The organism is Streptomyces sp. CB02366, assembly GCF_001905905.1.
GTDB lineage: Bacteria > Actinomycetota > Actinomycetes > Streptomycetales > Streptomycetaceae > Streptomyces.
The window spans coordinates 1,144,657-1,161,585 of sequence record NZ_LIVT01000001.1 but is presented as its reverse complement, the minus strand read 5'-3'; the positions used below and the strand labels follow the sequence as shown (position 1 = coordinate 1,161,585).

Below are 16,929 nucleotides of genomic sequence, written 5' to 3'. Positions count from 1 at the left end.
CGGTTCAGTCCTTCTTGAGCTCGAACTGCCAGATGCCCGTGAGCTTCTTGCCCTTGGTCTCCACGATGGAGATGGTCGTCTTCTCGGCGGGCTTGCCCGTCTGGCTGGCGAAGAAGGCGCTGCCGGGGATCGTCCGGTAGGTCTTGTCGTACGGCTCCTGCTCGGCCTGCTGGCCGTTGATGAAGAGCGTCCAGCCGTTCTCGGCGATCTCGGGGTCGACGCCGAAGCGGACCTTGTCGTCCATGGAGACCTCGACGGTCTTCTCGGCCTTCTTGTTCAGGCAGTCCTGGACGAGGGATTCCTTGATCGCCTCCCCGTCGTTGTAGCAGGCGGCCTCGGTGTTCACCGAGTCGCTGCCGACCGTCACGGTGGCGAGCGGCGTCGGCTTGTCGCAGGCGGACAGGACAAGGAGTCCCGCGGACACGGCACCAAGAGCTACGCCGATTCGACGGCCCTTACCGGAGAAGAACGCAACGGTCATGGGCCGAAGGCTATCGGTCGCTTCCGTTCACGCCACGCGGGGGTGCGGCGTGCCGCGCCGCGCGGCCCCCAGGAGGCCCCGTACGGAGGCCGCCGCGCCGAGCGCCAGAAGCCCTGCGGCGACCGACATGCCGAGCACCGCGTTGAGCGGCAGGGCGATCCCGATGCCGCCGCCGACCACCCAGGCCATCTGGAGCAACGTCTCCGAGCGGGCGAACGCCGACGTGCGGACCTCCTCCGGCACGTCCCGCTGGATCATCGCGTCGAGCGACAGCTTGGAGAGGGCCTGGGTGAAACCGGCGACCGCGCCGAGCGCGGCGACCAGGACCGTGGAGAAGAAGACCGCGGCCAGGAGCGCCGTACCCAGCGCGAGCCCCAGCACGGTCGCGATGATGACCTCGGGGCCGCGTGCCCTGAGCCAGGAGCCCACCGCCGTCCCGCAGGCGTTGCCCGCCCCGGCCGCCACGCCGACGATGCCGAGCGAGACCGCCGCGCTCTGCCCGGCCAGCGGGTGCTCGCGCAGCAGGAAGGCCAGGAAGAAGATGAGGAAGCCCGAGAGAGCCCGGTGCGCGGCGTTGGCCTGGAGCCCGTGCAGGACGGACCCGCCGACGGACCGCAGGCCCGGTGGCCGCTCCTTGGCCGGTTTCCGCCCGTTGCCTCTCCTGTACAGGCCCGCCCGGGTGCCGCCCTCCCCGGCGGCGGCGGGGCGCGGGGCGGGCTGCTCGTGGTGCGGGTCGATCAGCCGCGCCCGGCGCTCGCCCTTCGCGGAGTCGACCTTGGGCGGCAGGGTGAAGGCGAGGAAGGTGCCCGCGACGAAGATCGCGCAGGCCCCGTAGAGCGGCCAGGCGGAGCCGACGGTCTGGAGGCCGGCCCCGATCGGGGCCGCCACCCCCGTGGCCAGCAGTCCCGCCAGGGTGACCCGGGAGTTCGCCTTCACCAGGGAGAACCCGGGGGGCAGCAGGCGCGGCACGACCGCGCTGCGCACCACGCCGTACGCCTTCGAGCAGACCAGGACGCCCAGTGCGGCCGGGTACAGCTCCAGGCCGCCCGTGGCGACCGCGCCCGACATGGTGACCGCGAGCAGCGCCCGGGCCAGCATCGCCCCGGCCATCGCGGCACGGCGGCCGTGCGGCAGCCGGTCCAGCAGCGGGCCGATCACCGGGGCGAGGAGGGTGAAGGGGGCCATTGTGATGGCGAGGTAGAGCGCGACCCGGCCGCGCGCCTCGTCCGTGGGCACGGAGAAGAAGACCGTGGAGGCGAGGGCGACCGTGATCATGACGTCGCCCGCGCCGTTCACCGCGTGCAGCTCGATCAGTTTGCCGAGGCCCGACTCGCCGGCCCCGTGGGCGTGCGTCGCCCTGCGGATGGAGCGCGCCGTGCCGGTGAACGGGGCGCGCAGGGCACGCCCGGTCGCCCGTCCCGCCCTGCGGAGCGGGCCGGGGCCGTCGTGCGACCTGGTGCCAGCCACCTCGTCATAGTGCCCCAACCCCGGCGGGTTCGAACGGTGATCGGTCACGGACTCGCGCGGGGCGTCCCGGTTGACGCCCTGTCGGGGGAGCCGGGCGCCGGCGTCCGCCGGGGAACGGATACGGCACGTTTGGGGCGGGCAGGTGGGCGCGGAGCGGCGGAGAGGGTAGCGTGCTTAACGCGCCACCGGCGTTTGTTCTTGGCCGCACGCTTCTCCGCGATCCCGCAGAATGGATGGCAGAAGGCGCGCCCGAGGCAGGCACAACGGGTGTGGACGTCGACGCGGCCCCCAGGTCCGCTCCGCCCCGACCCGTCTGGCTTGTCCGGCCGCAACGACAATCGTCCAGCAGCTGGCGCGCTCGTGAGACTGGCGTATGGAGAGAAGCGAAGACCTGTGAGTGCTGCGACGACGACGCGAAGCCGTACGGCCCGTCCCCCCGTTCCCGACCGCCTGTGCGCCGAGGCGGTGGACCTCGCGCGCGAGGCCGCCGAGGATGCCGCCGCCCCCGGTGTGGTCGGTGAGCATGTCGGCGTGGTCTCCGAGGGGGACCGCGTCGTCACGCACTACTTCGAGGCCAAGGAGCCCGGCTACCGGGGCTGGCGCTGGGCGGTGACGGTGGCGCGGGCCTCCCGCGCGAAGAACGTCACCCTGGACGAAACGGTGCTGCTGCCGGGGGCGGACGCACTCCTCGCCCCGGAGTGGGTGCCGTGGAGCGAGCGGCTGCGCCCCGGCGACATGGGCCCCGGCGACCTGCTGCCCACCGAGGCGGAGGACCTGCGGCTGGAGCCCGGCTGGAGCGGCGGGGACGAGCCGCCGCCGAACTCGCTGGTCTCCGAGGAGATGGCGCAGCTCGTCGACGCGGAGGACGCCGAGCTGACCGACCGGCCGGTGGCCGCGACCAGCCGGGGTTCGATCGCCGCGGTGGCCGAGGAGCTGGGCACGCGCCGGGCGCGGGTGCTGTCCCGGTACGGGCTGATGGAAGCCGCCGACCGATGGGACGAGGCGTTCGGCCCGCGGACGCCGATGGCGCAGGCCGCCCCGGCGACGTGTGTGAGCTGTGCGTTCCTGATCCCGATGGCGGGGTCGCTGAAGCAGGCGTTCGGGGTGTGCGCGAACGAGTTCGGCCCGGCGGACGGGCACGTGGTGTCGCTGGCGTACGGGTGCGGCGGGCACTCCGAGGCCGCGGTGATGCCCACCCCGCCGAAGCCGGCCCCGCACGCGCTGGACACGATGCGGGTGGACGCGTACACGCTGCGGGCGGAGCGGGGCGGCGGCTCGGTCCCGGACGAGCCGGACGGGCTGTCGGAGGACCTGGGCCACTCCTGACGCCCCCGCCCGCCGGGGGGCCGGGCGTGCGGCGCCCGGGGACCGCCGGGGGCCGTATCGAGGCGCCGGGCCCCGGAGCCCTGTCTGCGCGCCGTCCGCCCCGCCCGGGGGGTTCCGTCCTCCACCGCCGGACGGGCGTGAAACGCCCCCGCCGGGGGTTCCGTCCCCGGACGCCGGACAGGCCGGGTCGCCCCGGCCGCCGTGAGCGCCGGGCCGGCCGGAAAGGCCCGGATCGCCGAGCGCCGGGCGGGCGTCGTACGCCCTCGGCGCGGCACGCGCGGTACCTTCGGGCGCACACTGGGCCGCAGGGGCACCACGGCCTCCCCTCACCGAACGGAGTCGAGAGCGTGAGCATGAAGGCGACCGAGGGGGCCGATCCGTTCGGGACGGCACGGCTGCGGCGCGGCGTGCTCGACGCGTGGGGCGCCGGGCCCGCCCGGTTCCGGGAGGACGCCAACGCCGAGGAGGACCTCGCGCTCGGCGGCTACCGCGACCGGCTCGTCGTCGAACTGGCCCAGAACGCCGCCGACGCCGCCGCCCGCGCCCGCGTGCCGGGCCGGCTCCGCCTCACCCTGCACCCCGCCGCCCCCGGCGACCCGGACGGCCGCTGCGTCCTGGCCGCCGCCAACACCGGGGCCCCGCTCGACGCCACCGGCGTGGAGTCCCTGTCCACCCTGCGGGCCTCCGCCAAGCGCGAGGGCCACGAGTCCGCCGTGGGCCGCTTCGGCGTCGGGTTCGCCGCCGTCCTCGCGGTCAGCGACGAGCCCGCCGTCCTCGGCGTCCACGGCGGGGTCCGCTGGTCGCTGGCAGAGGCCCGCGAACTGGCCCGTCAGGCGGCCGTCGGCTCCCCCGGCCTCGGTGACGAACTGCGCCGCCGCGACGGGCACGTACCGCTGCTGCGGCTGCCGCTGCCCGCCGAGGGCTCGGCGCCCCAGGGGTACGACACCGTCGTCGTGCTGCCCCTGCGCGACGGCACCGCCGAGGACCTGGCGACCCGGCTGCTGGCCGCCGTGGACGACGCGCTGCTGCTCACGCTGCCCGGCCTGGACGAGGTCGTCGTCGAGACCCCGGACGGGACGCGGACCCTGACCCGCTCGGTCCACGGCCCGTACATCCACATCGACGACACCGCCCACGGGCTGAACCGCTGGCGCACCGTCTTCCGCCACGGACCCGTCGAGCCCGCCCTGCTCGCCGACCGCCCGGTCGAGGAGCGGCTGCGCCCGCACTGGTCGGTGACCTGGGCGGTCCCGGTCGACGAGGAGGGCGCCCCGCTCCACCCCCGTACGGCCCCCGTCGTGCACGCCCCGACGCCGACCGACGAACCGCTCGGCGTCCCCGCCCTGCTCATCGCCTCCTTCCCGCTGGACACCGCCCGCAGGCACCCCGCGCCGGGGCCGCTCACCGACTTCCTGGTGGAGCGGGCGGCCGACGCCTACGCCGAGCTGCTGGGCGGCTGGCGGCCGGTGTCCACCGGGACCATCGACCTGGTGCCCGGCCGGCTCGGCAAGGGCGGCCTCGACGGGGCCCTGCGCGCGGCGGTCCTGGACCGGCTGCCCCGGATCGCGTTCCTGGAGCCCGCCGCGCCCCGCGACCCCGAGGCCGACCGGGAGGGCTGGGGGGACGACTGGGAAGAGGACCGCGACCGTGCGCAGGACACCGCCTCGGCCCTGCGGCCCGTGGAGGCCGAGGTCGTGGAGGGCGTCGGGGCCGGGACCGTACGGGTGCTCGCCGAGGTGCTGCCCTGCCTGCTGCCCGCCGGTCTGGAGCGGCGCACCGAGCTGCGCACCCTCGGGGTGGCCCGGGTTCCGCTGACCGAGGCGATCGACCGCCTCGCCGGACTGGAACGCGACCCCGCCTGGTGGCGCAGGCTCTACGACAGCCTCGCGGGCACCGACCCCGACCGGCTCACCGGCCTCCCCGTCCCGCTCGCGGGCGACCCGGAGGACGAGCGGGCGGACCGCCCGCCGCGCACCGTGATCGGACCGCGCCAGGTCCTGCTGCCCCTCCCGGACGCGCTCACCGGCCCCCTGCTCGCCCGGCTCTCCCGGCTCGGCCTCAAGGTCGCCCACCCCGACGCCGCCCACCCCCTGCTGGAGAAGCTCGGGTCCCTGCCCGCCACCCCCCGCGCCGTGCTGACGACCCCTCAGGTGCGGGCGGCCGTCGCGGGATCGCTCGACGCGGGCGAGATCTGGGACGAGGACGCGCTCGACGCCGACGAACTGGCGGAGACCGTCCTCACCCTGGTGCGCGACGCCGAACTCGGCCCCGGCGACGAACCCTGGCTCGGCGCGCTCGCCCTCCCCGACGAGGACGGCGAACCGGCCCCGGCGGGCGAACTCGTCCTCCCCGGCAGCCCGTTCGCGCAGATCATGCGGGAGGGGGAACTGGGTTTCATCGACCAGGAGTTGGCCGACCGATGGGGCGAAGCCCCGCTCACCGCCTGCGGGGTGCTCGCCGCCTTCGCCCTCGTGCGGGCCACCGACGTCGTCCTCGACCCGGACGAACTGGACCCCCGCGACGGCGACTTCGCCGAACCCGACGACGCCGGACTGCTGGACGCCGTCGACGTGTGGTGCGAGGACCTGCTCGACCAGCTGCCCGAGACCCCGGTGCCGCCCGTCGCCACCGAGATCGTCGCCGTACGGGACCTGGACCTGGTGGACGACGGCGCCTGGCCGCAGGCGCTCGCGATGCTGGCGCGGCCGCCGTTGCGCGACGCGCTGACCCAGCCGGTACGGGTGCTGCTCCCGGACGGCACCACGCGGTCCGTGCGCCCGTACACCGCGTGGTGGCTGCGCGACCACCCCGTGCTGGACGGCCGCCGCCCGGCCGGACTGCGCGCGGCGGGCGGCGACCCCCGGCTGGCCGGGCTCTACGACGCGGTGGACGCCACCGGCTTCGAGGACGTCGAGGTGCTGCGGGCCCTCGGCGTGCGGACCTCGGTGGACGCCCTCCTGGACGAACCGGGCGGCGCGGCCGAACTGCTGGGCCGCCTCGCCGACGAGGACCGCCCCGTCACCCCCGTACACCTGCACGCCCTCTACACGGCGCTGGCCGACCTGGACCCGGACCGGGTGACGCTGCCGGACGAGCTGCGGGCCGTGGTGGACGGCGAGGTGGTGGTGGTCGACGCGGCCGACGCCGTGATCGCGGACGCCCCCGACGTGCTGCCCCTCGCCGAGGGCCTCCCCCTGCTCCCGGTCGCCCCGTCCCGCGCCGCCGACCTGGCCGACCTGCTCCAGGTGCGCCGCCTCGGCGAGACGGTCGAGGCGGACGTCACCGGTGAGGGCGAGGAGCACCGCGTACCGGACTCCGTCCGCGTCCTGCTGGGCCCCGGCACCCCGGAAACGTACGTCGAGCACACCGAACTGCGCGCGGGCGGCGTCGAACTGGACTGGCGCCGCACCCCGGACGGCACCGTCCACGCCGCCACCCTGGAGGGCGTGGCGGCCGGCCTGGCCTGGGCGGCGGGCCAGTGGCCCCGCCGCTTCGAGGTCGCGGCCCTGCTGGAGGACCCGTCCCGGACGGACGAACTGGCCCGGGACCGCTGGTTCGACTGAGCCGGCCCGGAGGGGGCCGGGGGGCGGCGGCACGCGGACCGGGCGGCTTCACAGAAAAGTCATGGAGATGTACAACCGTTCACCTGGTTCGCATGTCTGTTCCAGTGAGCCAAGAGGCTCATGGATCAGATGGGCCCCGCCGGGCTGACGACACGAGCGCGCCCCGGGGCCCCTTCTCCACTTGGGGACACATGCGTATTCGTGCCACCGTGGCCGCCGTCACCGGCGCCCTGGCCCTTTCCGCTTTCGCAGTACCGGCCGCGCAGGCCGATGACGGTCGCTCCTGGACCGTGGACCGCGGCTTCACCGCCCCCCAGCCCTCGGCCGGGGAGAAGTCGCAGCGTGCCTTCGCCGCCACCGCGTACGGCAACGGCACGATCACCTCGGCGGTCGTCAACGGCGGCAAGCCGATCGCGGTCGGCACCAAGTCGAAGCAGACGGTGCCCTACACCGTGACGGCCACCGACGACTCCGGCATCGCCGGGGCCGCCGCGTTCCTCTGGATCGGCTCGTCCCTCGACGACGAGGACAGCTTCGGCTTCGACCCGAACGAGAAGTCGATCTCCTGCAAGGCGGTCAACGCCACCACCACGACCTGCAAGGGCACCATCACCCTCGACCCCGCCTTCCTGATCAACTCGGACGCGACCTGGTGGCGCGTCGGCGCCGTCGCCGTCGCCAACGACGACGAGGAGGTCTTGCGGGAGACCGCCTCCAAGGTCCGCGTCCAGCGGTTCTCGAAGCTGACCGTGAACGCCTCGCCGGAGCCGGTGAAGAAGGGCAAGACCATCACGGTCACCGGCAAGCTGACCCGTGCGAACTGGGAGACCGGCACGTACAAGGGCTACAGCGGCCAGTCCGTGAAGCTCCAGTTCAAGAAGAAGGGCGCCAAGAGCTACACGACGGTCAAGACCGTCAAGACCAGCTCGACCGGCGCCCTGAAGACCACCGTCAAGGCCTCGGCCGACGGTCACTGGCGCTACAGCTTCGTCGGCACGCCGAGCACCCCGGCCGTCTCGGCCGCCGGTGACTACCTCGACGTGAAGTAGTCACCGCGGGCACACGGAGAAGCCCCCGGGAGGACGGCGGTCCTCCCGGGGGCTTCTCCGTGTCCGTGGCCGCCCCTACGCCCCGAAGCGCCGCCCCACCCAGCGCCAGACGAACTCCAGCAGGACGGCCGCCGCCGCCGCGACGCCGACCGCCGCCCACGGCATCACCGTGCCCACCAGCCTCAGCGCGAAGAAGTCCTGGAGCCACGGCACCACGAGCACGATCAGGAAGCCGAGCCCCATCGCCGCCACCAGGGCCACGCGCCACCAGGTGTAGGGGCGGGCGATGATCGCCAGGACGTACATCGAGACCAGGAACAGCGTCAGCGTCGCCGCGCTCGTCTCGGCCTCCAGCGCGCCCGCCCCGGAGTAGTGGTGGCGGGCCAGCAGGTACGTGGCGAAGGTGGACGCCGCCGCGAGGACGCCCGAGGGGATCGCGTACCGCATGACGCGCCGTACGAAGTGGGGCCGGGCGCGCTCCTTGTTCGGCGCGAGGGCCAGGAAGAACGCCGGGACGCCGATGGTCAGCGTCGACAGCAGGGTCAGGTGCCTCGGCAGGAACGGGTACTCCACCTGGGTGCAGACCACCAGGATCGCCAGCAGCACCGAGTAGACCGTCTTCGTCAGGAAGAGCGTCGCGACGCGGGTGATGTTGCCGATCACCCGGCGGCCCTCGGCCACCACCGAGGGCAGCGTCGCGAAGCTGTTGTTCAGCAGCACGATCTGCGCCACCGCGCGCGTCGCCTCCGAGCCCGAGCCCATCGAGACGCCGATGTCCGCGTCCTTGAGCGCGAGGACGTCGTTCACGCCGTCTCCGGTCATCGCGACCGTGTGGCCGCGCGACTGGAGGGCGGCCACCATCTCCCGCTTCTGCTGCGGGGTGACCCGGCCGAAGACCGCGTTCCGCTCCATGGCCGTGGCCATCTTGTCCGGGTCGCTCGGCAGCCGGCGGGCGTCCAGCGTGTTCTCCGCGCCCGCCAGGCCCAGCTTCCCGGCGACCGCGCCGACCGAGACCGCGTTGTCGCCGGAGATGACCTTGGCGGCCACGTGCTGGTCCGCGAAGTACGCGAGCGTGTCGCCCGCGTCCGGGCGCAGCCGCTGCTCCAGGACGACCAGGGCGGTGGGGACGGCCTCGTCGGCCGCGCCGGGCGCGGCCGGCGCGCCGCCCGGGACGCGGGCCAGCAGGAGCACCCGCAGGCCCTGCTCGTTGAGCTGTTCGATCTGCCCGAGGACCGGGTCGCCCTCGGACAGCAGGACGTCGGGGGCGCCGAGCAGCCAGGCGGAGGCCGTCCCGTCCGCCTCGGTGAACGCGGCGCCGCTGTACTTGCGCGCCGAGGAGAACGGCATCGCGTCGGTGACCGTCCACGCCTCCGCGTCACCGGTCCCCGTGCCGCCGCCGTCCGCGCCGCTGCCTCCGGCGTCCCCGCCGTCCGCCGGGTACGCGTCGACGATGGCCTGGAGGCTGGCGTTGGGCCGGGAGTCCGAGGAGCCGAAGGCCCGCAGCACCCGCTGGACGTACGCCTCGTCGCCCCCGTTCAGCGGCCGGACCTCGCTGACGTCCATGCCGCCCTCGGTGAGCGTGCCCGTCTTGTCCAGGCAGACCACGTCCACCCGGGCGAGCCCCTCGATGGCGGGCAGCTCCTGCACCAGGCACTGCTTGCGGCCGAGCCGTACGACCCCGATGGCGAAGGCCACCGACGTGAGCAGGACCAGGCCCTCGGGGATCATCGGGACGATGCCGCCGACGGTCCGGGCGACGGAGTCCTTGAAGTCGGTGTCCTTCACGACGAGCTGGCTGATGATCAGCCCGATCGCGGTCGGAACCATCATCCAGGTGACGTACTTCAGGATCGTGCTGATGCCGCTGCGCAGCTCGGAGTGGACGAGCGTGAAGCGTGACGCCTCCTCCGCGAGCTGCGCCGCGTACGCCTCGCGGCCCACCTTGGTCGCGGTGAACGCCCCGCCGCCCGCCACGACGAAGCTGCCGGACATCACCTGGTCGCCGGCCCGCTTGACCACCGGGTCGGCCTCGCCGGTGAGCAGCGACTCGTCGATCTCCAGACTGTCGGCCTCCGCGACCGTGCCGTCCACGACGACCTTGTCGCCCGGGCCCAGCTCGACGAGGTCGCCGAGGACGATCCCGGAGGTGGAGATCTCGGCGGCCACCCCGTCGCGGCGCACGGTCGGCTTCGCCTCGCCGATCACCGCGAGGCTGTCCAGGGTCCTCTTGGCCCGCCACTCCTGGATGATGCCGATGCCGGTGTTGGCGACGATCACGAAACCGAAGAGGCTGTCCTGGATCGGCGCGACGAACAGCATGATCACCCAGAGCACGCCGATGATCAGGTTGAACCGGGTGAAGACGTTGGCCCGGACGATCTCGGCGACCGACCGGGAGGAGCGTACGGGGACGTCGTTGACCTCGCCGCGGGCGACCCGTTCGGCGACCTCGGCGGCGCTCAGCCCCGCGGACCGGCGGGCCGGCGGCGGGTCCACGGGGTGGACGGGATCGAGTTCCGCCCCCGCGTCGATCCCGGCCTGCCGCGAGGCCGGGGGGTTCCGGGAGGACCGGGAGGTGTCGGGGGAGTGCTCCCCGCGTCCGGGGGTCTGTCCTCCGGAGGAATCGAGTGCCCGCTGCGTCATGGCTCCGACGTTACGGGCGTACCCGGGGAACCACCCACCGGGAGGGGTGAAGATCCGACCACGGGAGGACGAAGTCGGGCCTGTGGTCGTACGGGGGTGCGCCCGGCCCCGGTCGGCCCGGACCGGCGCCTCAACCGAGCCGGTCGGGGCGGCCCGTCCGTCCGGCGCCCAGCGCGCTGCCCTCGGCCTCCGCTCCGGCGGCGTCCTTCGCCGCCGCCCGGGCCGCGTGCCGCTTGAGGGCGGCGTCGCGCCCGCGCACGTACCAGATGCCGATCAGGCCGAGTCCGGCGCCGGCCAGCGGGGTCCACACCCACCAGGTGTGGCCGCGGTCCGCGAACCAGCCGTAGAAGGGGAGCTGGGCGAGGAAGAGGACGAACCAGAGGATCGTGCCGCCGACGACGGTGGCGACGACGGGGCCCTCCAGGGGTTCGGGCGCCTCGTGCTTCGGGGTCCACTTCTCCATGACCTCAGTGTATGGGGCGGGTCCGGAGGCTCTCCGATCGGCGGGCACGGGGGCCGGGGAGGCTGCGGGAAGGCGTCCGGGCCCCAGTGGCGCCACGGGTCTACGCGCGGAGATAGCGATCTTCGCTTGATGTATTCATACTGAATCTGCTTTGGGTTGGCTCGAATTCTTCGTCTGAACATCCAAATGCGATCACCTTTCGTCCCTTTGCTTCCCGCCTGGTAGCGCCCCGCCTTACCTCCCTACGTACGACTGAGGTCACCCATGTCCCCCTCGGCCACCGCTCCGGTCGACACCCCGCCCCCGTCGGCTCCGCAGTCCCAGGGCAGCCTGGACCGGTTCTTCAAGATCTCCGAGCGGGGGTCCACCGTCGCCCGGGAGTTCCGCGGCGGGTTCGCCACGTTCTTCGCGATGGCGTACATCATCGTGCTCAACCCGATCATCCTGGGCAGCGCGAAGGACATGTACGGCCACCAGCTCGACAACGGGCAGCTGGTCACCGCCACGGTGCTGTCCGCCGCCTTCTCCACGCTGCTGATGGGCGTCATCGGCAACGTGCCGATCGCGCTCGCCGCCGGCCTCGGCGTCAACACCGTCGTCGCGCTCCAGCTCGCCCCCCGGATGAGCTGGCCCGACGCGATGGGCATGGTCGTCCTCGCGGGCATCGTGGTGATGCTGCTGGTCGCCACCGGGCTGCGGGAACGCGTGATGAACGCCGTGCCGAAATCGCTCCGCAAGGGCATCGCGATCGGGATCGGCCTCTTCATCCTGCTGATCGGCCTGGTCGACTCGGGCTTCGTCTCGCGCATGCCGGACGCCGCGCACACCACCGTGCCGCTCCAGCTCGGCGGCGACGGCCACCTCAACGGCTGGCCGGTGCTGGTCTTCGTGCTCGGCACGCTGCTGACGCTCGCGCTGATCGTGCGCAAGGTGCCCGGCGCGATCCTCATCTCCATCGTCGCGATGACGGTCGTCGCCGTGGTCATCGACGCGATCGCGGGCCTGCCCGAGGGGGCGTGGGGTCTGACGACGCCCTCGTGGCCGGGCAGCCCGGTCTCCACGCCGGACTTCGGGCTCCTCGGCCAGGTCAGCCTGTTCGGCGGCTTCGAGAAGGTCGGCGTCCTGACGGGCGTCCTGTTCGTCTTCACCGTGCTGCTGTCCTGCTTCTTCGACGCGATGGGCACCATCCTCGGCGTCGGGGACGAGGCGAAGCTGATGGACCGGGACGGCAACTTCCCCGGCATCAACAAGGTGCTGCTCGTGGACGGCGTCGCGGTCGCGGCGGGCGGCGCCAGCTCCTCCTCCGCCACCACGTGCTTCGTGGAGTCCACCGCGGGCGTCGGCGAGGGCGCCCGGACCGGGCTGGCGAGCGTGGTGACCGGCCTGCTCTTCTCGGTGGCGCTGTTCCTCACCCCGCTGGCGACCATGGTCCCCTCGCAGGCGGCCACGCCCGCCCTGCTGGCGGTCGGCTTCCTGATCATCGCGGGCTCGGTGCGGGACATCGACTGGAGCGACCACACGCTCGCGATCCCGGCGTTCCTCGCGATGCTGATGATGCCGTTCACGTACTCGATCACCAACGGCATCGGCATCGGCTTCATCGCCTTCGCCGTGCTGCGGCTGGCGGCCGGCCGCGGCCGTGAGGTCCCGGTGGCCATGTACGCGGTGGCGGCGGTGTTCGTCTTCTACTACGCGATGCCGGCGCTCGGCCTCACGTGACCCGGGGCGCCGCCCTCGTCGGGTGACCGGCACAACCGCCCCCGTCAGGTGACCGGCGGTGTCACCCCCATCACATGGGTGGTGGCGTCGCCGGCCCCGCCGGCCGGGGGCGTCACGCTCCCGCCGGAGTCGCCGTAGAACTTCTCCGTCTCCTCGACGGCCGCGGTGAAGCGTTCGTCGAAGTCGTCGCGAATGAGCGTCCGGACCACGTAGTCCTGGACGCTCATTCCGCGTTTGGCGGCGTGCTGCCGGAGCCGGTCGAGCAGCTCACCGTCTATCCGCAGGCTGAGTACTGTCGATCCCATGCCCAGCAGGGTCGCCGCCCCGGAGTGTTCCTCGCGTCACTTTCCGCTCCGAACTCACTCGTTCGGGTGAGTAGATTTCCGCACCTGCACTACCGAGTGGTATTTAGGTAGGGTAATGAGTTACGCTAACAAACATGCCTGACCTGATCCACGACGGCGACAGTGCCGCCGCCGTGAGCTCCCTCCGCTCCGCCGTGATGCTGCTGGGCCGTCGCCTCAAGCACCAGCGGGTCGACGAGTCGCTGAGCCCCACCGAGATGTCGGTGCTCGGCACCCTCGCCCGCTGTGGCTCGGCCACCCCCGGCGAGCTGGCCCGCAAGGAGCACGTCCAGCCTCCGTCGATGACCCGCATCGTCGCGCTGCTGGAAGCGAAGGGGCTGGTCAGGCTGGAACCGCACCCCGATGACCGTCGGCAGAAGATGGTCAGCCAGACCGAGCAGGCCGAGGCCATGCTCGCGGAGAGCCGCACCAAGCGGAACGCCTGGCTGACCCATCTCGCCGAGGGCCTGGACGAGGACGAGTGGGAGACGCTTCGGGCCGCCGCGCCCGTGTTGGAGAAGCTCGCCCACCTGTGACCCCACGGGCGCGCCGACGATGACCCGCCGCCGGACCGGACGTACGCCGTCCGGTCCGCACCGGGCCCCCGCCGGAGCGCCCGTCGTCACGTCCTCGTCGGACCGAACACCGCAGACGCCCGAGGAGATGAACCCTTTTGAGTACGGGATCCGGAGCAGACTCCGCCCCCGCACCGACTTCCACCCACGAGAGCACGACCGGCGGGACCTTCTCGTCGCTGAAGATCCGCAACTACCGCCTGTTCGCCACGGGCGCCGTGATCTCCAACACCGGTACCTGGATGTCCCGCATCACGCAGGACTGGCTCGTCCTGAGCCTGACGGGTTCCGCGACGGCCGTCGGCATCACCACGGCCCTCCAGTTCCTTCCCATGCTGCTGTTCGGCCTGTACGGCGGCGTCATAGCCGACCGGCTCCCGAAGCGGCAGATCCTGCTCGTCAGCCAGGCCATGCTCGGCCTGTGCGGCATCGCGCTCGCCGTCCTGACCCTGACCGGGGTCGTCGAGGTCTGGCACGTCTACCTGGTCGCCTTCCTCCTCGGCATGGTGACCGTCGTCGACAACCCGGCCCGGCAGTCGTTCGTCTCCGAGATGGTCGGCCCCGCGCACCTGCGCAACGCGGTCAGCCTGAACTCGGCGAACTTCCAGTCCGCCCGGCTCATCGGCCCCGCCGTCGCGGGCGTCCTGATCACCACGGTCGGCAGCGGCTGGGCGTTCCTGTTCAACGGCCTCTCCTTCCTGGCCCCGCTCGTCGGCCTGCTGATGATGCGCAGAGACGAACTCCACGCCTCGGTGACCGTGCCCCGCGCCAAGGGCCAGCTCCGCGAGGGCCTCGCTTACGTCCGGGGCCGCCCCGACCTGGTCTGGCCGATCGTCCTGGTCGGCTTCGTCGGCACCTTCGGCTTCAACTTCCCGATCTGGCTGACCGCCTTCGCCGACGAGATCTTCGACGGCGGCGCGGGCATGTACTCGTTCTTCAACATCCTCATGGCGGCCGGTTCGCTGGCCGGCGCGCTGCTCTCGGCCCGCCGCCGCTCCTCGCGGCTGCGGATGCTGGTGGCGGCGGGCACGGCCTTCGGGCTGCTGGAGATCGCCGCGTCCCTCTCCCCGTACGTCTGGCTGTTCTCGCTCCTGCTGGTCCCGATCGGGATGCTCGGGCTGACGACGAACATCACCGCGAACACGAGCGTCCAGATGGCCGCGGACCCGGAGATGCGCGGCCGGGTGATGAGCCTGTACATGATGGTCTTCGCCGGGGGCACGCCGGTGGGCGCCCCGATCGTCGGCTGGATCAGCGACACGTACGGCGCCCGCGTCGGCTTCGCGGCCGGCGGTGCGATCTCGGTGATCGCCGCCCTGGCCGTGGGCTTCGCCCTGGCCCGCGTCGGCGGACTCCGCCTGAAGGTGGACCTCCGCCCGGGCCGCCCCCACGTCCGCTTCGTCCCGCGCGAGCAGTTGGCGACGGCGGCGTAGAGCGGCGGGCACGGCCCCGCACGCGCGAAACGCCCTCCTCCCGGTCTCCCGGGAGGAGGGCGTCCTTCGTGTGCGGGGCGTCAGTCGCGGGGGAAGGCGTCGGTCGCGAGGACGAGGCCGTTGAGGAGGCCGGGCGGCGGGCCGGGCCTGGCCGCAGGCCCCGGGGGCGGAGCCGTTACGCTCGAAGGGTGGACCCGAAGACCAGAAACCGCGTCATGGCGGCCGTGCTCGTGCTGATGTTCGTCGTCGTCGCCGTGGGGGCCGCCCTCGGCGGCTGAGCCGGGCGGGCCGCGTCGGCGGACCGGCCCGCGGGCCCGCCGCACCTGCCCGCCCGGACGTGGGCGCTTGCCTGGAGTGGACTCGAAGGAGTTGGCTGGGGACCCATGGAGTACACACAGCTCGGACGTACGGGACTCAAGGTCAGCCGGCTCGTCCTCGGGACGATGAACTTCGGCCCGCAGACCAACGAGTCGGACAGCCACGCCATCATGGACGCCGCGCTCGGCGCGGGCCTGAACTTCTTCGACACGGCCAACGTCTACGGCTGGGGCGAGAACAAGGGGCGCACCGAGGAGATCCTCGGCACCTGGTTCGCCCAGGGCGGCGGCCGTCGCGACAAGGTGGTCCTGGCCACCAAGATGTACGGGAACATGGGCGCCGACGGTGAGGCCTGGCCGAACCACGACAAGCTCTCCGCCGTGAACATCCGGCGGGCGGTCGACGCCTCGCTCAAGCGCCTCCAGACCGATCACATCGACCTGTACCAGTTCCACCACGTCGACCGGAACACGCCGTTCGACGAGATCTGGCAGGCGATCGACGTCCTGGTCCAGCAGGGCAAGATCCTCTACGCCGGTTCCTCGAACTTCCCCGGCTACAAGATCGCCCAGGCCAACGAGCAGGCGGCCCGCCGGGGCTCCCTCGGCCTGGTCAGCGAGCAGTGCATCTACAACCTCGCCGAACGCCGCGCCGAGATGGAGGTCATCCCGGCCGCGCAGGAGTACGGACTCGGGGTCATCCCCTGGTCCCCGCTGCACGGCGGGCTGCTGGGCGGCGTCATCCGGAAGACCGCCGAGGGCGGCCGCCGCGCCTCGGGCCGGGCGGCCGACGCCTTGGCGGACCCCGCCACCCGTCAGCAGATCCAGGCGTACGAGGACCTGCTCGACAAGCACGGCCTGGAGCCTGGCGAGGCGGCCCTGGCGTGGCTGCTGACCCGCCCCGGCGTCACGGGCCCGATCGTCGGCCCGCGCACCGCCGACCAGCTGGACAGCGCCCTGCGCGCCCTGGAACTGGACCTTCCGGAGGCCGTGCTCACGGGTCTGGACGAGATCTTCCCCGGGCCGGGCCCGTCGCCGGAGGCGTTCGCCTGGTAGCGCCGCCGTCGTAACGGAAGGGCCCTCCCGTCCGCGTCGTGACGGGAGGACCCTTCAGGCGTGGGGCGGGAGGGCCCTTCGGGTGTTCGCGCGCGTCGCCGCGGTTCGGACCCGGCGTTCGTGCGCCCCCGGGGCTCACACCGGCGTTCGTGCGCCGCCCGGCTCAGAACGGCATGTGGCCGCGGGCGCGCCGACCGGCCGAGCCGCTGCGGCCGACGGCCTTGGAGCTGCTGCGGAACGGCTTGCTGAAGATGCGGCCCAGGACGCCGGGGGCCTTGCCGCCGGCCCGGGAGCCCGCGCCCAGCGTGCGCTGGGTGCCGCGTTCCGGGTGGCGGGAGAGGCGCGGTACGAGGAAGGCGAGTACGGCGAGAACGACGCAGACGGCGACTACTCCTACGATCATCATGGCGACTCCTTGTCCTGGTGCGGTGACGGGGCGTTGACGCGGGGTCCTGGAGCTGTCTTCTGGACCTGTGTCCTGGGTCGCCGTCGT

At 73.0% G+C, this 16,929-nt stretch carries 13 protein-coding genes; 7 read left to right on the top strand and 6 right to left on the bottom strand.

Translation table 11 applies throughout. The annotated features are described in order from the left end of the window. Positions 1 to 4: 4 nt before the first annotated feature. Together AMK24_RS05145 and AMK24_RS05140 are read right to left on the bottom strand one after the other, a co-directional pair. A complete protein-coding gene (locus AMK24_RS05145) occupies positions 5 to 481 on the bottom strand; it encodes a DUF2771 domain-containing protein (RefSeq protein ID WP_073765336.1) in 477 nt (158 codons plus the stop codon). A 27-nt stretch (positions 482 to 508) separates the two neighbouring features. Beyond that, positions 509 to 1,948 (bottom strand): MFS transporter, encoded by a 1,440-nt coding sequence (locus AMK24_RS05140; RefSeq protein ID WP_073765335.1) that lies wholly within the window; start codon positions 1,946 to 1,948, stop codon positions 509 to 511. 393 nt (positions 1,949 to 2,341) lie between these two features. Between AMK24_RS05140 and AMK24_RS05130 the strand changes: the two genes are divergently transcribed. The 3 genes from AMK24_RS05130 to AMK24_RS05120 all read left to right on the top strand — a co-directional run bounded on the left by AMK24_RS05130 (position 2,342) and on the right by AMK24_RS05120 (position 7,886). Further along, entirely contained in the window at positions 2,342 to 3,274 is a 933-nt protein-coding gene (locus AMK24_RS05130) for a DUF3027 domain-containing protein (RefSeq protein ID WP_242434910.1), read from the top strand. A 353-nt stretch (positions 3,275 to 3,627) separates the two neighbouring features. Next, positions 3,628 to 6,837 carry a sacsin N-terminal ATP-binding-like domain-containing protein gene (locus AMK24_RS05125; RefSeq protein WP_073765332.1) on the top strand — a complete coding sequence of 1,070 codons (3,210 nt, stop codon included), beginning with the start codon at positions 3,628 to 3,630 and terminating at the stop codon, positions 6,835 to 6,837. Positions 6,838 to 7,028: 191 nt separating this feature from the next. Continuing rightward, positions 7,029 to 7,886 (top strand): DUF5707 domain-containing protein, encoded by an 858-nt coding sequence (locus AMK24_RS05120; RefSeq protein WP_073765330.1) that lies wholly within the window; start codon positions 7,029 to 7,031, stop codon positions 7,884 to 7,886. 75 nt (positions 7,887 to 7,961) lie between these two features. Here AMK24_RS05120 and AMK24_RS05115 read toward each other — a convergent pair whose 3' ends face one another. After that, complete coding sequence (locus AMK24_RS05115; protein ID WP_073765328.1) at positions 7,962 to 10,529, bottom strand: HAD-IC family P-type ATPase; 2,568 nt, start codon at positions 10,527 to 10,529, stop codon at positions 7,962 to 7,964. Between the two features lie 130 nt (positions 10,530 to 10,659). Next, positions 10,660 to 10,992, bottom strand: coding sequence for a DUF2530 domain-containing protein (locus AMK24_RS05110; protein ID WP_073765326.1), 333 nt, complete (start codon positions 10,990 to 10,992; stop codon positions 10,660 to 10,662). A 264-nt stretch (positions 10,993 to 11,256) separates the two neighbouring features. Here AMK24_RS05110 and AMK24_RS05105 point away from each other — a divergent pair, with 264 nt between their 5' ends. Continuing rightward, positions 11,257 to 12,711 (top strand): NCS2 family permease, encoded by a 1,455-nt coding sequence (locus AMK24_RS05105; protein WP_073765324.1) that lies wholly within the window; start codon positions 11,257 to 11,259, stop codon positions 12,709 to 12,711. 44 nt (positions 12,712 to 12,755) lie between these two features. Here the strand turns inward: AMK24_RS05105 and AMK24_RS05100 are convergent, their stop codons facing one another. Beyond that, the gene (locus AMK24_RS05100; RefSeq protein WP_073765322.1) at positions 12,756 to 13,016 is read right to left on the bottom strand and encodes a hypothetical protein; all 261 of its coding nucleotides are present in this window, start codon (positions 13,014 to 13,016) and stop codon (positions 12,756 to 12,758) included. 134 nt (positions 13,017 to 13,150) lie between these two features. Between AMK24_RS05100 and AMK24_RS05095 the strand changes: the two genes are divergently transcribed. The 3 genes from AMK24_RS05095 (at position 13,151) to AMK24_RS05080 (ending at position 16,436) form a co-directional block, all read left to right on the top strand. Next, positions 13,151 to 13,591, top strand: a complete 441-nt coding sequence (locus AMK24_RS05095) for a MarR family winged helix-turn-helix transcriptional regulator (RefSeq protein ID WP_073765320.1) — start codon at positions 13,151 to 13,153, stop codon at positions 13,589 to 13,591. A gap of 137 nt (positions 13,592 to 13,728) precedes the next feature. Continuing rightward, positions 13,729 to 15,063, top strand: coding sequence for an MFS transporter (locus tag AMK24_RS05090; protein ID WP_073765318.1), 1,335 nt, complete (start codon positions 13,729 to 13,731; stop codon positions 15,061 to 15,063). A gap of 383 nt (positions 15,064 to 15,446) precedes the next feature. Then, positions 15,447 to 16,436 carry an aldo/keto reductase gene (locus AMK24_RS05080; RefSeq protein WP_073765316.1) on the top strand — a complete coding sequence of 330 codons (990 nt, stop codon included), beginning with the start codon at positions 15,447 to 15,449 and terminating at the stop codon, positions 16,434 to 16,436. A 163-nt stretch (positions 16,437 to 16,599) separates the two neighbouring features. Here the strand turns inward: AMK24_RS05080 and AMK24_RS05075 are convergent, their stop codons facing one another. Continuing rightward, the gene (locus AMK24_RS05075; RefSeq protein ID WP_073765314.1) at positions 16,600 to 16,842 is read right to left on the bottom strand and encodes a DUF6411 family protein; all 243 of its coding nucleotides are present in this window, start codon (positions 16,840 to 16,842) and stop codon (positions 16,600 to 16,602) included. Positions 16,843 to 16,929 lie beyond the last annotated feature (87 nt).